The organism is Xenorhabdus innexi (genome assembly GCF_002632485.1).
GTDB lineage: Bacteria > Pseudomonadota > Gammaproteobacteria > Enterobacterales > Enterobacteriaceae > Xenorhabdus > Xenorhabdus innexi.
Genome location: NZ_NIBU01000023.1, coordinates 1 through 13,933 on the forward strand (window position 1 = coordinate 1; position 13,933 = coordinate 13,933).

General features: G+C 47.4%; 16 protein-coding genes. 3 read left to right on the top strand and 13 right to left on the bottom strand.

The features are described 5' to 3' along the window. Positions 1–103 precede the first annotated feature (103 nt). The 3 genes from Xinn_RS21995 (at position 104) to Xinn_RS10820 (ending at position 1,695) form a co-directional block, all read left to right on the top strand. A complete protein-coding gene (locus tag Xinn_RS21995; protein ID WP_086954765.1) occupies positions 104–433 on the top strand; it encodes a hypothetical protein in 330 nt (109 codons plus the stop codon). A gap of 10 nt (positions 434–443) precedes the next feature. Further along, positions 444–983, top strand: coding sequence for a hypothetical protein (locus Xinn_RS10815; RefSeq protein ID WP_086954764.1), 540 nt, complete (start codon positions 444–446; stop codon positions 981–983). Positions 984–1,149: 166 nt separating this feature from the next. Continuing rightward, entirely contained in the window at positions 1,150–1,695 is a 546-nt protein-coding gene (locus Xinn_RS10820; RefSeq protein ID WP_086954763.1) for a hypothetical protein, read from the top strand. Positions 1,696–1,735: 40 nt separating this feature from the next. Here the strand turns inward: Xinn_RS10820 and paaY are convergent, their stop codons facing one another. The 13 genes from paaY to paaA all read right to left on the bottom strand — a co-directional run bounded on the left by paaY (position 1,736) and on the right by paaA (position 13,729). Then, positions 1,736–2,332 (bottom strand): phenylacetic acid degradation protein PaaY, encoded by a 597-nt coding sequence (gene paaY / locus Xinn_RS10825; RefSeq protein ID WP_086954762.1) that lies wholly within the window; start codon positions 2,330–2,332, stop codon positions 1,736–1,738. A gap of 33 nt (positions 2,333–2,365) precedes the next feature. Beyond that, complete coding sequence (paaX, locus tag Xinn_RS10830; protein ID WP_086954761.1) at positions 2,366–3,298, bottom strand: phenylacetic acid degradation operon negative regulatory protein PaaX; 933 nt, start codon at positions 3,296–3,298, stop codon at positions 2,366–2,368. A gap of 85 nt (positions 3,299–3,383) precedes the next feature. Continuing rightward, on the bottom strand, positions 3,384–4,727 hold the full coding sequence (gene paaK / locus Xinn_RS10835; RefSeq protein WP_086954760.1) for a phenylacetate--CoA ligase PaaK: 1,344 nt from the start codon (positions 4,725–4,727) through the stop codon (positions 3,384–3,386). A 112-nt stretch (positions 4,728–4,839) separates the two neighbouring features. Next, the gene (pcaF, locus tag Xinn_RS10840; RefSeq protein WP_086954759.1) at positions 4,840–6,054 is read right to left on the bottom strand and encodes a 3-oxoadipyl-CoA thiolase; all 1,215 of its coding nucleotides are present in this window, start codon (positions 6,052–6,054) and stop codon (positions 4,840–4,842) included. Next, positions 6,051–6,557, bottom strand: a complete 507-nt coding sequence (paaI, locus tag Xinn_RS10845) for a hydroxyphenylacetyl-CoA thioesterase PaaI (RefSeq protein ID WP_086954758.1) — start codon at positions 6,555–6,557, stop codon at positions 6,051–6,053. Before paaI ends, pcaF begins: the two co-directional genes overlap by 4 nt. 27 nt (positions 6,558–6,584) lie before the next feature. Then, on the bottom strand, positions 6,585–8,246 hold the full coding sequence (locus Xinn_RS10850; RefSeq protein ID WP_086956538.1) for a 3-hydroxyacyl-CoA dehydrogenase: 1,662 nt from the start codon (positions 8,244–8,246) through the stop codon (positions 6,585–6,587). Positions 8,247–8,254: 8 nt separating this feature from the next. Beyond that, positions 8,255–9,058, bottom strand: coding sequence for a 2-(1,2-epoxy-1,2-dihydrophenyl)acetyl-CoA isomerase PaaG (gene paaG / locus Xinn_RS10855; protein ID WP_086954757.1), 804 nt, complete (start codon positions 9,056–9,058; stop codon positions 8,255–8,257). Between the two features lie 3 nt (positions 9,059–9,061). After that, positions 9,062–9,835: a 2,3-dehydroadipyl-CoA hydratase PaaF gene (paaF, locus tag Xinn_RS10860; protein WP_086954756.1), complete on the bottom strand. Its 774-nt coding sequence runs from the start codon at positions 9,833–9,835 to the stop codon at positions 9,062–9,064. Between the two features lie 70 nt (positions 9,836–9,905). Next, positions 9,906–11,018, bottom strand: coding sequence for a 1,2-phenylacetyl-CoA epoxidase subunit PaaE (gene paaE, locus Xinn_RS10865; protein WP_086954755.1), 1,113 nt, complete (start codon positions 11,016–11,018; stop codon positions 9,906–9,908). 27 nt (positions 11,019–11,045) lie between these two features. Further along, positions 11,046–11,582, bottom strand: a complete 537-nt coding sequence (paaD, locus tag Xinn_RS10870) for a 1,2-phenylacetyl-CoA epoxidase subunit PaaD (protein ID WP_086954754.1) — start codon at positions 11,580–11,582, stop codon at positions 11,046–11,048. Positions 11,583–11,625: 43 nt separating this feature from the next. Beyond that, entirely contained in the window at positions 11,626–12,441 is an 816-nt protein-coding gene (paaC, locus tag Xinn_RS10875; RefSeq protein WP_422645981.1) for a 1,2-phenylacetyl-CoA epoxidase subunit PaaC, read from the bottom strand. A gap of 10 nt (positions 12,442–12,451) precedes the next feature. Continuing rightward, a complete protein-coding gene (gene paaB / locus Xinn_RS10880) occupies positions 12,452–12,739 on the bottom strand; it encodes a 1,2-phenylacetyl-CoA epoxidase subunit PaaB (protein ID WP_086954753.1) in 288 nt (95 codons plus the stop codon). 48 nt (positions 12,740–12,787) lie between these two features. Next, a complete protein-coding gene (paaA, locus tag Xinn_RS10885; protein WP_086954752.1) occupies positions 12,788–13,729 on the bottom strand; it encodes a 1,2-phenylacetyl-CoA epoxidase subunit PaaA in 942 nt (313 codons plus the stop codon). Positions 13,730–13,933 lie beyond the last annotated feature (204 nt).

The window sequence follows — 13,933 nt, forward strand, 5'->3', positions numbered from 1 at the left end:
TATGCCAGAACGCGTTCAAAACACCACAAAGAAAATCATGTAAAAACAAAACATTGGATGCGTGTTTTGAACGGCTTAATTCTTAAGAGCCTATCTATGTGGTGTGCCTAAACATGGAAGTAAATTAGTTGGTCTTATTTCAGCGCCAAGGACAATAGAGGGGTTTAGTCAATATCCCAATATTAAACCTGAGATAAGAAACAGAATTAATGATATGGTAGCTACTGCAAATGATGGGACGCATCGGTACTTCTTGGCTTACCGTAGCTTAATTATAAATGCTATAAATATATCCAAAAGTAACAAAATAGCTAATACAGAGGTTATTGCGTGGAAAACATATGAGAGTGATCCTCCTGGCTCAAATTTTATCAAGTTGTTTTCGTTGCAAGGACAAGATTTTTATAAACTTTCTGATAGTTATCTTAAATAAGAGATCATATATGAAGAGTTTTGTTTTTTTATTTATTGTTTTTTTCTCATCAAATTCATTTTCAAATCAGGATGAATTAGATTTTAAAGCTTGGGAAAGAAAGGGGAGTTGGGGGATTTATAATAAAAAACCAGATGGCTCTTTCAATCCGTTAAAGATAAAAGATTACAGAGAAGGATATCTACCATCATTTAGTTATCTTATTAATAAATTTGGTTTTGGGGATAAAAATAATACGTATTGTTTGATAGGCTATCAATGGAATAAAAAAGAGAATAGTGAAGAGCGTACTAGAGTCGTTGTTTTTTGGAAAAATGCTAATTATTTAATTGATTGGGATCTACCTGATGGTGATACTTATCATAGATATAAAGCTATTATCTTTAGTAAACCTTTTATTAACCTAAATGAGTCCGTTGTTCCTTACAAAGAAGCAGAAGGTGCTCAAGCTTTATGGGCTAAAGAAGGTATTATTCAGATGATAAATGACTGTGAACTTCATGGCGAAAAAATTACGATAAAACCCTCTGAAGTGATGGATATTAAATAAAATAAAAACTGCTCGCAGTCAGCGGGCAGGCATTGCTGGAATGAATAGTAAGTTATAAATTAAGTAGTTAGCTACTTTTTTGGTAGTCATATTCATGGTTTTCTTTCGCTACAATGGCAAGATTTTTATAAGTTATCAGAGAGCCATATTAAATAAGAGAGTATGTATGAAATATTTAATTGGGATTATCATGGTTTTTTTCTCCATCAATGCCTCCGCAAAGAGGAGTAATCTTGATTTTAAATATTGGGATGAATCAGGAGGGTGGGGGATATATAATAGAAAACCGGAAGGATATTTTAATCCGTTGAAAATCAAGAAATATAAAGAAAATTACATCCGTGCATTTAACTATGCCATTAAAGTTTTTGAAAAACAAAAAGAAATTAATTATTTTTGTTTGATTGGTTATGATTTTTATAAAAAAGATGGACATGATGAATTTAAACGAGTTGTTGTTTACTGGAAGACTGCTAATCGATTAATTAACTGGGAGGTTCCAGATGGGGATGATGATAATGATGATAGGTATAAATCTATTATATTCAGCAAACCTTTTATTGATATTAATGAGTATGTTGTTCCTTACAAAGAAGCCGAAGGTGCTCAAGCTCTATGGGCTAAGGAAGGCGTTATTCAAATATTGGATGATTGTGAACTTCATGGCGAAAAAATTACGATAAAACCCTCTGAAGTGGTTGATATTAAATAAAATTCAAACTGCTCGCAGTTAACGAGCAGTATGCGTGGTTTCACAATTGATTTTTTGGTACAAAATCATCACTAAATACCATCCGCTTGCGCCCCGGCTCTATCTCTGTCAGCGGTTCTACCTGTCGCAATGTGCTTTTACAGCGTGTCACCAAATCCTGATATTCGCGGGTGCTGATCCGTTTCCATTCCAGCTCCTGATCTGTCAGCGGGCGCAGAGCGCGGGCGGGCGTACCGATAATGAGCTGGTTGGCAGCAAATACCGCCCCTGCCTTGATAAAGGCCATTGCTCCGACAATACAGTTTTCACCAATCTCTGCGCCATCCATCACAACTGAATTCATGCCAACCAAAACATTGCGCCGGATTTGGCATCCATGCAGTATTGCTCCGTGCCCAATGTGACCATTTTCTTCAACTATCGTGTCTTGTTGGGGGTAGCCGTGCATGACGCAGTTATCCTGAATATTCGAACCATCCATCACAATCAGTCGACCGAAATCACCGCGCAGACTGGCATTCGGGCCGATATAAACCTGTCTGCCAATAATGACGTCACCGACCAAAACCGCAGTCGGATGAACATAACTGCTGGGGTCAATAACCGGGGTTAAACCATCAAGTTGATAAACAGGCATAAGCATTTCCTCAAAATCAATTGTCAGGTAGTACTAAGATCCGTGGGGCAATCCACCAAAACGACGATAATACGCAGCAGCAGGCTGGGGCAGTTTACCGATGGTGGTTTCACACTGTTCACTAATGTAGCGCGTTGCTGAAGAGCCAATACGCTGGTAGATGTTGATACATAAATTACGGGCAATCTGGCCTTCCCACTGTGCAGGCAGCAGTGCATCCGGTAGCAGTGGATCACGCAGCACGACGCGGCGGTAAAAGTGGATAAGCAGAAGGCGCAACTGGAAGCAGCGCTCTGGTGTCAGCTCATCTGTGTTGCAGTCTTGCAGTAGTTTCATCAAAGGCCGGAATGTGATGATAAATTCGTGGTAGTGCTGGGCGATTTGATCCAGCGACCAACTGACTGATACCCGTTCTTTCAGACTTTGCTCCGAGCGGCGATAGGGATAATCCGCCCGGAAGTAGATCACTGAATCACTGGCGTTCAGCTCTCCCAGCAGAGCCGGAATATCATTTTGTGAACTGCCGGGGGCTGCCATTAATGTATTGCTGAGCTGACCGAACCCAAACCAGTTCAGCTCTTTTTTCAGGCGGGTACGTTCTTCTTTGTTGGTTTCTTCCAGCAGCAGCAAATCCCATTTACCATCCCATGCAGGCTGTGCGCTGAGATAAATTTTACTCTCCGCATGGCGAAACTGGCTCATACCGCGTTCAGTAATGCGGTAGTAACTTCGGCGACCTATTTTCTCTACCTCCAGCCAGCCCTCTTTTTGTAATCGAAATACAGATGTCCGGACGAAACGGTCACTGAAACCCAGTGGTTCCAGCAGAAGGCTGAGACTGCCCAGCCAGATTTCTCCTCCCTGATGGCTGAGTGCATCGCCATACAGGGAGATGATCAGCGATGTGCCGCTAATCGGCTGGGCATCAAGGGCATGTCGAATAAAATCGTCGAGTTTGTGTGTCATATTTTATTATTGTCTGAGCGCAAATGTTCATGACAGTAGCATAACCGGATTTACCCGTCTTCTCAGTGTCGTCTGTGGCGAAAAATTATTTCTGCTGGCGGCGGTCAATCACCCGGACAGCTTTGCCTTCTGAACGTGGAATATCCCCGCAGTTGACAATACTGACCTCTGTGCTGATCCCTATCATCGCTTTTATATGATGACGTAATTTATGACAGATGCTACAGCGCTGCTGGATACTGAACTGTGTCGGATCTTTCAGCTCAACTTTGACGGACAGGGAGTCATAATTGCCGACACGGTTCACTTCCAGCTGATAGTGTGGTGACAGTTCGCTGAAACGTGTGATCTGCTCTTCTACCTGTGATGGGAACACATTGATACCGCGAATGATCAGCATGTCATCAGAACGCCCGGTAATCTTACCCATGCGCCGCATATTGCGGGCTGTTCCCGGCAACAGGCGTGTCAGGTCGCGGGTACGGTAGCGGATCATCGGCATCGCTTCTTTGGTCAGTGTCGTAAAAACCAGTTCGCCACTCCCTCCGTCCGGCAATATATTCAGGTTGTCCGGGTCGATCACTTCGGGATAGAAATGGTCTTCCCAGATAGTGGAGCCATCTGCGTATTCCAGTGATTCCATGGCAACACCCGGCCCCATAATTTCAGACAGACCATAAATATCCAGTGCCTTGATGCCCATCCGGTTTTCAATTTCCTGACGCAGGCCTTCCGTCCACGGTTCAGCGCCGAAAATACCGACCCGCACAGAACATTGTCTGGCGTCACCTTCCATTTGACGCTCCAGTTCATCCAACAGTGTCAGGCAATAGGAGGGAGTCATCATAATGACATCGGGTTGAAAATCGCGGATCAGCTGCACCTGTTTTTCAGTTTGTCCGCCAGACATAGGGATAACGGCGGCACCCAGACGTTCTGCGCCGTAATGTGCTCCCAGTCCTCCGGTAAACAGGCCGTAACCGTAAGCGACGTGTATTTTATCTTTTGCTGTTACTCCGGCAAAACGCAGGCTGCGGGCGACCAGCTCAGCCCAGTTATCAATATCCTGCTGGGTATAGCCAACAACCGTCGGACGCCCTGTTGTTCCCGATGAAGCATGGATACGCACAATTTTTTCCATTGGAACGGCAAAAGTATCAAAGGGGTAGTTATCTCTCAGATCCTGTTTGGTGGTATAGGGAAATTTGGCAATGTCCTCAAGTTGCCGGAAATCACCGGGGTGAATACCAATGGCATCAAACTTTCGTCGATACATTGGCACGTTGTTGTAGGCATGATGCAATGTCCATTTCATCTGCTCAAATTGCCACGCCTGAATTTTGTCGCGTGAAGCAAATTCAATGGAGTCGTGACTGGCTTCGGCATGAGGAGTGAAGCGTGAGTGAAGGTGTTGTACGTTGTTACTCATAATTTCCCGCCCTTTTTGTTTATTTAGGGATAACAGGCTGTTTTTATTTTTATATGCAGGTGCTGGTTCTGAATGACTTGTCTGAAAAAATGACTTTTATGAGAAATTGTTTTTATGAAATACGTTCAATAATCATTGCGATCCCCTGACCGACTCCGATGCACATGGTGCACAAGGCATAGCGTCCGGCTCGTCGTTCCAGTTCAAGGGTTGCTGTCAGTGCAAGCCGGGCGCCACTCATTCCCAGTGGATGCCCCAGTGCTATCGCACCGCCATTCGGGTTCACATGTTCAGTATCATCTGCCAGCCCCCATTGACGTATCACTGCCAGTGACTGGGCGGCGAAGGCTTCATTCAGTTCAATGACATCCATCTGATTCAGGCTCAGGCCGGTGAGTGCCAGTACTTTGTTTGTGGCTGATAATGGCCCGATCCCCATAATGCGTGGTTCAACACCGCTGGTAGCGGTTGCCACAATACGTGCTTTAGGTGTCAGACCATGTTTTAAGGCAGCGGCTTCTGACGCGATAATCAGGGCGGCGGCTCCGTCATTGACACCGGAAGCATTTCCCGCAGTGACTGTGCCGTCAGTACGGAATGGTGTTTTCAGTTTCTGTAACTGCTCTAATGTTGTATCAGGCCGGGGATGTTCATCCTGTGAAATAAGCGAGGTTTCTCCTTTCTTACGACGATCAGGCAGGGCAACAGGGATGATTTCTTCCGCCAGTATGCCCTGTTGTTGCGCTTTGGCTGTACGCTGTTGGCTGCGCAGGGCGAAAGCATCCTGTGCCTCCCGGCTGATTTGAAATTGTGCAGCCACGTTTTCTGCGGTTTCCGGCATCGAATCTGTGCCGAACTGTTTTTGTATCAGTGGATTAATGAAACGCCAGCCAATGGTGGTATCGAATATCTGAGCCTGACGGCTGAAAGCCGTTTCCGCTTTTCCCATCACCAGTGGTGCACGGGTCATGGATTCCACGCCACCAGCCAGTATCAGTTGAGCTTCACCCGCTTTAATACTGCGGGCAGCAAAAGCCATTGCATCCAGACCGGAACCACACAACCGGTTGAGGGTTGTGCCGGAAACAGTATGAGGCAGGCCAGCCAGCAGTGTTGCCATACGAGCGACATTACGGTTATCTTCACCCGCCTGATTTGCACAACCGAGAATGACATCATCAATAGCCTGCCCGTCCAGTCCGGGATAACGCGCCATCAATGCCCGTAGCGGCAGGGCAGCCAGATCATCAGGCCGCAGGCTGGCGAAGACTCCGCCATAACGTCCGATAGGTGTACGTACTCCGTCACAAATAAATGCGTGGGTCATAATTTTTCTTTCCTGAGCGTTTTAGTGGGCGTTGTTTTAGTCGGTGTTATTGCTTTTGCGGGTTCTTCTAAAACAGAATGACCCAGACGGTGGGAGTGACCACGGAAAAAGGCAACGGTTTTGCCATTCTGGTTGGTAATTTTGACGTCATACAGCCCGTTAGTTTTGCCCTGATGTTGCACTGATGCGTTAGCTGTCAGCCGATCACCATTAAAAACCGGATGAATAAAATCGATATTACATCCAGAAGCGACAGCGGCAAGCCCTTCGCTGTTGCAGGCATAGGCAAATGCGGTATCTGCCAGACTGAAGATGATGCCACCATGACAGGTTTTATGACCGTTAAGCATGGTCGGTACAATGGTCATGCTTAATTGAGCGATCCCGATGTCGATATAGTCAATGTGCATCCCCATATGGTTGGCGCAGGCATCTTTGCTGTACATGGTTTCAATACAGTTTCGGGCAAGCTGCTTCGGGGAATTGTTCGTTTTATTAGGCATGATCTTTCTTCTTATTTATGTTGATATTCATTCATGTTGCCGGAGATACGGGTACTGCAATGTGGTATGGCCTGCCGCCAGCTGACGGAGCAGAGGAGACGGGCGGTAACGGGTTTCGCCGTAAAACTGCCGTAAGTTTTCCAGCGTATTGAAAATATGCTGCCAGCCAAGCTGAGTTCCCCATGCCAGCGGGCCAATGGGATAATTCACACCACAGCACATTGCCAGATCGATATCTTCGGCACTGGCGATGCCTTTGTTGAGCGCATCCAGTGCTTCGTTGCACAACATTGCCACAGTACGCATCGTCAGCATGGCCGGATAATCCGGCAGTAAAATGACCTGTTTGCCGAGGGAATGCAGAAAACGAACTACTTTTGCGGTTTGTTGTTGAGTGTTCTGGCAGGCTGCGCTTATCACGATTACCGGAGCAGTGCGATGGTTGGCGGACAGATCAAATTGCACAACCGGAGCCTGAATTTCATCAGCCAGTTGTGAGCTGGTTTTTCCGTTTGCCAGCATAAACAGCACATTATCAATCTGTAATGCAGGTGAAGATAACCGGAGATTCAGTTCTTTTTCGCAGAGTATTCTGTTTTCCTGTATTCCGTTCTTTTGTAACAACGCAGCAAAGTGCGGCAGGGCAGACCAGTTACCGATGGCCTTTATTTGCTCAGTTTTGATTGACTCTGCGGGTTGTATTTCCGCAAATGTAGGGCACTCAGCACGGTCTTTATCAGCATCACCTTTACCGGAGCTATTCTTTCCTGATGAACCTTCCTCTCTTGAATAGACATAAAACCCCTGACCACTTTTGCGTCCCAGATGATTGGCTTCCACCAGTTCTTTTTGTCGTAGTGATGGCTGAAAGCGGGGATCACCGTAGAAAGCATGAAACAGGGATTCAGTGACGGCGTAATTCACATCATGTCCGATTAAATCCGTCAGTTGCAGTGGACCCATAGCAAAGCCACCGCCATCTTTTATGACAGCATCCAGTGTTGCGGGTGATGCAACCTGTTCTTCCAGTGCGCGCAGGGCTTCTGCATAAAAAGGGCGCGCAATGCGGTTGACGATAAAACCGGGTGTGGAGCGGCAAATAACCGGCTGTTTCTGCCAATCGGTCACGAGACATTTAAGAACCGCGATGATTTGCGGGGAAGTTTCCAGTCCTTGTACGATTTCTACCAGTTTCATTAACGGGGCCGGGTTGAAAAAATGCAGTCCAGCCATGCGTTGAGGTGTACTCAGGACACTGGCAATAGCCGTAATTGACAGCGATGACGTATTGCTGGCAAAAATAGTCTGTTCTGAACAAAGAGATTCCAGCTGGTGGAATAGTTTTTGTTTGGCTTCCAACTGTTCGATAATCGCTTCAATCACCAGTACACAGGGTGCCAGTGCCTGTAATGAGTTAACAGGTGTGATGTGTTGCAACAGTGTCTTAGTTTTTTCTGCATCGGCTTTACCTGCCTGAACCCGATGATGCAGGCGGCTCTGGAGTGTATTCAGCGCCTGTTGTGCAGCGTCACTATTGGCATCAAATAGCAGGACGGAATGTCCTGCCTGAGCTGCAACCTGAGCAATGCCGATACCCATCGTTCCCGCGCCGATAACAGCGATTGGGCCTTCTGGTATTGATTCATCTGATGCGGAATCACTGAATGTCGGACGATGATATACCGGCATATTCATAGTTATCTCCCTTTGAACTGAGGTTCACGTTTTTCCATAAATGCACGGACACCTTCCTGAAAATCTTCCGTATGCCCGCATTGACGCTGTAAATCGCGTTCTAGCTCAAGTTGTTCATCCAGCGTATTTGCGGCGGCGGCATAAGTGGATTGTTTGATACACGCAAGGGAGAACGTTGGCTGAGATGCCAGACGCTGGGCGATTTCCCATGCTTTTTCTGCCAGCTCTTTAGGTTCAAAGACCTGCCAGATCATGCCCCATTCCAGTGCCTGTTCAGCACTGATTTTGTCCCCCAGCATTGCCATTCCCATTGCTCGTGCATGACCAATCTTGTGAGGCAGGAACCAACTGCCGCCCGCATCCGGTGTCAGGCCGATACGACAAAAAGCCTGAATAAAGGTGGTCGTGCGGGACGCAAGTACAATGTCACCCGCCAAAGCAAGGGAGAGACCGGCACCCGCAGCCACGCCATGAACGGCACAGACCACCGGCTTAGGGAGGGTGGTCAGACGGCGGATTAGCGGATTGTAGAAAGTTTCAAGGGAATACCCGAGATCAGGAACGCCACCTACATTGATAACAGAATTGCGATCATTTAAATCCTGACCGGCACAGAAACCACGTCCGGCACCTGAAATCAGTACACAGCGTACGGATTCATCCTGTTCAGCAATTTTCAGTGCTTCACTGAGTTGCAGGTGCATTTCCTCGTTGATGCTGTTTATCAGTTTTGGACGATTGAGCTTAATACTAAGGACACCTGCTTTCACTTCAGTGAGTATCGTGGGTATATTTTCGTTTTCCATCTACTAGCATCCTTTAAATGTCGGTTTACGTTTTTCAAGGAAGGCGGAAATACCTTCCTGACGATCGGCTGTACCGGCTAAGGCAACAAAATGTTGTCGTTCAGCGGACAGCCCCTGTGACAGGCTGGTTTCGTATGCAGTCTTGAGAGCAGCCTTAGCCGCCCGTAATGCCAGCGGCGAAAATTCACTGATGCGGCCTGCTATCTGTTGTGCGCGTTTTAACGTCAGATTATCGATACAAACTTCACTCACTAACCCTGCCTGTTGCGCCTGATGAGCGTTAATGGCTTCACCGGTTAATATCATCTGGCTGGCAAGGGCTTTACCTACACTACGAATAAGCCGCTGTGTTCCTCCAGCCCCCGGCATTAACCCAAGGGTGATTTCCGGCAGACCAAAGCTGGCATTTTCACCGCAAATCACCAGATCACAGGCCAGCGCCAGCTCACAGCCCGCGCCGAGGGCGTAACCATTAACAGCGGCTATCATGGGTTTGCTGGTATTGTTCAGCCGTTGCCAGAGATGGGGTCGGCGATCAGTTATCGCGTCAGCAACGGTTTGTTGCTGTAGTTCTTTGAGGTCAGCACCAGCGGCGAAACAACGCTGGGAACCGGTAATGATGATGGCACCAATGTCAGTATCGGCATCGGCCTGCTCCAGATGCTGGACGAGCAGTTCAAGACAATCATTGCTGAGGGCATTGCGCACTTCCGGCCGGTTGAGGGTCAGTGTGCATACCCGCTGTTGCTGATGACATAAAACCCATTCCTGACTCATAGCGTCTCCAGAGTTCTGATTATTTTTTATGAATGGCCTGTTTTTAATGCCTTCCTACCAAGAAAAAATGTCAAACATCAAAATCAACAACAACGCCATCGCCTTTCGGCCATGACTGGCAGCTTAAAATATAACCGGAAGCGAGTTGATCCGGTTCAAGGCTGTAGTTCACTCCCATGTCCACTTCACCGGATTTGAGCCGGCATTTGCAGGTGGCACAAACACCGCCTTTACAGGCGTAGGGCAGGTCCGCTCCCTGCCGCAGGGCGGCATCAAGAATGCTGTTATCTTCAGCATTCATGACAATATTCAGGGTGCGGCCATCTAAATGGATCTCGACACGGGTTTCGCGTCCGGCCAGATTTGCCGGACGGGACGCGGTGTACAGGGGATGATTACCGGTATTGAAACGTTCACTATGGATGTTTTCAGACACCATACCCGCCTGTTCAAGTGCTGATTTGGCATCGTCCAGCATCGTTTCCGGCCCGCAAAGAAAAGCGTTATCAAACTGGGTAAAATTAAGGAGCGTTTTGCCGATACGCCGCAGATTTTCGGTATTGATACGACCATTGAGCAGCGGGCTGTCGGTCGTTTCCTGACTGAATAGATACAGCACCTGAAAACGCTGTAGGTAGCGGTTTTTCAGGTCAGATAATGCTTCCCTGAACATGATGGATCGGCTGGTACGATTACCATAAATCAGCGTAAAAGTGCTTTCAGATTCCAGAGCCAGTGTGCTTTTGATAATCGACAAGATGGGTGTAATTCCTGAACCTGCGGCAATCGCCAGATAACTTCCCCGCCTGCTGGTATCCGGGGGATAACCAAAATTGCCCTGTGGCTGCATGACATCCAGTTCATCCCCGACTTTCAATCGTTGGTTTATAAAAGTGGAAAATCGCCCCTGATAGACAGCTTTGACACCGATTTGCAGTGTGTTATCCAGTGGCGAGCTACAGATGGAGTAGCAGCGGCGCAGCTCTTCCCCGTCAACTTCGGCTTTGAGTGTCAGGTGCTGACCCGGCTGATAGTGGAAGTTTTCTTTCAGTTCATCGGGAATGTGCAGAGTGACGGCGACAGAATCAGGTGTTTCACGCTCAATAGCCTCAATGCGTAAGCGATGAAATTGTGTCCGGTGAGACGATTTTTGTTGAGAACCGGGATGATGAAGAATGCCCATCTGCTACTCCCTTCTATTCGTTTGAAATTAAATACATTTGAAGTAATCGAAAGGTTCCAGACAGTGCTGACAGCGATAAAGTGCTTTGCAGGCAGTGGAGCCAAACTCACTGATTTTTTCTGTCTGCTGGCTGCCACAACGGGGGCAGATAATGGATTCGGTATCTGCACTTGTTTTACGACCAGAGCGCTCACAGGCCGCTCCCTGCGGTGGCGCGATACCTGATTCCCTCAGGCGTTGTCTGGCATCGGCATTCATCCAGTCAGTCGTCCACGCCGGACTCAGGCTCACATCAATATGGACGGGGAAAAAACCGGCTTGGGTCAGCGTCGTTCGGATTTCGTTAATCAGAAAATCTGTTGCCGGACAGCCTGAATAAGTCGGAGTGAATACCACTTGCCAGCCGTTTTGACCGTTCTGCTCATTCCTGAAAGTGGTGACTTCCCGTACCATACCGAGATCGGTAATTGATAGCGTCGGCAGTTCCGGATCGGCAATCTGATGCAGACACTGCCAGATCTGATGGATTTCCGGTTGTTGCAATGTGTTGAATTGCTGTTCCATCTTATCCTCCTGATGCTATCGGATGACGTTATCCGGTTTGCAATCACCAGTTACAGTCGGGATAGGCCCGTTGTAAAAACTGCATTTCTGCCAGAATGTAGCCGAGATGCTCTGTATGCAGCCCTTGCTTACCGCCCTGTCGGTAAGGTGTTTCCTGTGGTATTTCCAGTGTGGCCTGCGCAAAGGTTTCTTTGATCGTTTCCTGCCACGGCTCATACAGGGTTCGTGGATCGACTGCAATACCGGCTTCGGCCAGTTGTTGTTCTACTTCATCGCAATGGAAGAGTTCACCGGTGAAACGCCATAGTTGATTGACAGACTGCTGTATTTTGTCATGGCTCTGTTCCGTGCCATCTCCCAGCCGGATCATCCAGCCACGGCTGAAACGCAGGTGATATTCCACCTCTTTTAATGACTTGTTGCTGATGGCTGCTAACTGGCTATCGCGGCTCTGCCCTAATGCCTGATGAAGTAAAACGTGATAGGCATCGATAAAAAACTGGCGCACCAGCGTATCGTTAAAGCCACCATTAGGTTGTTCTACCAGCAGAAGATTACGGAATTCCCGCTCATCACGACCAAAAGCCAGACTGTCTTCATCAATCTCTTTTTCAGAACCTTCTTCCACCTCCATTCCATTAAGTGTGGCGGCATAGCTCAGAAAGTGGCGTGCCTGCCCCAGCAGATCAAGACCAATATTGGCCAGAGCCAGATCAATCTCCAGTTCTGGTGCGTGACCACACCATTCGCACAGGCGTTGTGACAGGATCAGCGGGCTGTCTCCAAGACGTAATACGTAGTCGAAAAGATTACGTTTGAAAAGAGTATGTTCGGGGGAAACGGCAGGAGTCATATTCATATTTTGCCCTTTACATATTCTTGATGCCGTCAGGGATCGTGTAGAACGTCGGATGACGGTAGATTTTATCTTCCGCAGGTTCAAAGAAAGCGCCGCGATCTTCCGGCTGTGATGCAACCAGATAAATGGATTTCACCACCCAGATAGAGCAGCCTTCATTACGCCGGGTATAAGCATCACGTGCGTTTTCGAGCGCCATCTGATCATCCGCTGCATGGAGGCTGCCGACATGACGATGAGTCAGCCCCTGTTTACTGCGGACAAAGACTTCATACAGTGGCCAGTCATTATCGTTCATTACATTTCTCCTTGTGTATATACCCGTTGTCTTTCAGGTTGCAGCGGATTAAGCGGCCTGTTTTCTGGCTGCTATCTTTTTGGCATGAACGGATGCGGCTTCACGTACCCATTTCCCGTTGTCCCAAGCCCGGCGCTTGGCCTCCAGACGTTCGTAGTTGCATATCCCCTGTCCTTTGAGTACCTGATAAAATTCATCCCAGTTGATTTCACCAAAATGGTAATGCCCTGTTGTTTCATCCCAGACCAGTTCAGGATCAGGAGCCGTCATACCCAATGCTTCTAATTGGGGAACGGTGTTATCAATAAATTTCTGTCGCAGCTCATCATTACTGAACCGTTTGATTTTCCAGGCCATACTCTGGGCACTGTTGGGGGAATCACTGTCATTGGGGCCGAACATCATCAGCGTTGGCCACCAGAACCGATTGATAGCATCCTGTAGCATGTCCCGCTGGGCTTTATTGCCTTTAGACAGAGCCATAACGGCTTCATATCCCTGACGCTGGTGGAAGCTCTCTTCTTTACAGATTTTCACCATTGCGCGGGCATAAGGGCCGTAAGATGCCCGGCACAGAGCGACCTGATTGACAATCGCAGCACCGTCTACCAGCCAGCCAATCACCCCGATGTCTGCCCAGCTTAAAGTGGGGTAGTTGAAGATTGATGAATATTTCATCGTTCCATCCAGTAACTTCTGATAGATGTCCTGACGAGTACAACCGAGGGTTTCTGCGGCACTGTAGAGATAAAGGCCGTGACCAGCCTCATCCTGCACCTTTGCCAGTAATACCGCCTTGCGCCGCAGGGTCGGGGCGCGGGTGATCCAGTTGGCTTCCGGTAACATGCCGACAACTTCCGAGTGTGCGTGTTGACCGATCTGACGTATCAGGTTTTGGCGATAGGCATCGGGCATCCAGTCCTTAGCTTCAATGGAAATATCTGCCTCGATCTTGGTGTCAAAATGCGCCTGTAGTTGATCAGTTGTCATATAACGCTCCAAATATGATTCTTATTTTTTTTATTGATCAATAAAAATGAATCACTTAACGTAACCTTAAATCTACAAACTGATAACAAAAATATCAAACACTTTATTTGTATATTTGTCGAACATATCACAATTTATCTCTTTTATTTTTTCAAAAAGTTATCATTAATTTTTATTGTTAGTGATATATAAGAATATTGATAT

Bases quoted from the DNA above. Each gene is read 5' to 3' on its own strand.
- Xinn_RS10815 (WP_086954764.1), top strand. From the start codon at position 444: ATGAAGAGTTTTGTTTTTTTATTTATTGTTTTTTTCTCATCAAATTCA.
- Xinn_RS10820 (WP_086954763.1), top strand. From the start codon at position 1,150: ATGAAATATTTAATTGGGATTATCATGGTTTTTTTCTCCATCAATGCC.
- paaY (WP_086954762.1), bottom strand. From the start codon at position 2,332: ATGCCTGTTTATCAACTTGATGGTTTAACCCCGGTTATTGACCCCAGC.
- paaX (WP_086954761.1), bottom strand. From the start codon at position 3,298: ATGACACACAAACTCGACGATTTTATTCGACATGCCCTTGATGCCCAG.
- paaK (WP_086954760.1), bottom strand. From the start codon at position 4,727: ATGAGTAACAACGTACAACACCTTCACTCACGCTTCACTCCTCATGCC.
- pcaF (WP_086954759.1), bottom strand. From the start codon at position 6,054: ATGACCCACGCATTTATTTGTGACGGAGTACGTACACCTATCGGACGT.
- paaI (WP_086954758.1), bottom strand. From the start codon at position 6,557: ATGCCTAATAAAACGAACAATTCCCCGAAGCAGCTTGCCCGAAACTGT.
- Xinn_RS10850 (WP_086956538.1), bottom strand. From the start codon at position 8,246: ATGCCGGTATATCATCGTCCGACATTCAGTGATTCCGCATCAGATGAA.
- paaG (WP_086954757.1), bottom strand. From the start codon at position 9,058: ATGGAAAACGAAAATATACCCACGATACTCACTGAAGTGAAAGCAGGT.
- paaF (WP_086954756.1), bottom strand. From the start codon at position 9,835: ATGAGTCAGGAATGGGTTTTATGTCATCAGCAACAGCGGGTATGCACA.
- paaE (WP_086954755.1), bottom strand. From the start codon at position 11,018: ATGGGCATTCTTCATCATCCCGGTTCTCAACAAAAATCGTCTCACCGG.
- paaD (WP_086954754.1), bottom strand. From the start codon at position 11,582: ATGGAACAGCAATTCAACACATTGCAACAACCGGAAATCCATCAGATC.
- paaC (WP_422645981.1), bottom strand. From the start codon at position 12,441: ATGAATATGACTCCTGCCGTTTCCCCCGAACATACTCTTTTCAAACGT.
- paaB (WP_086954753.1), bottom strand. From the start codon at position 12,739: ATGAACGATAATGACTGGCCACTGTATGAAGTCTTTGTCCGCAGTAAA.
- paaA (WP_086954752.1), bottom strand. From the start codon at position 13,729: ATGACAACTGATCAACTACAGGCGCATTTTGACACCAAGATCGAGGCA.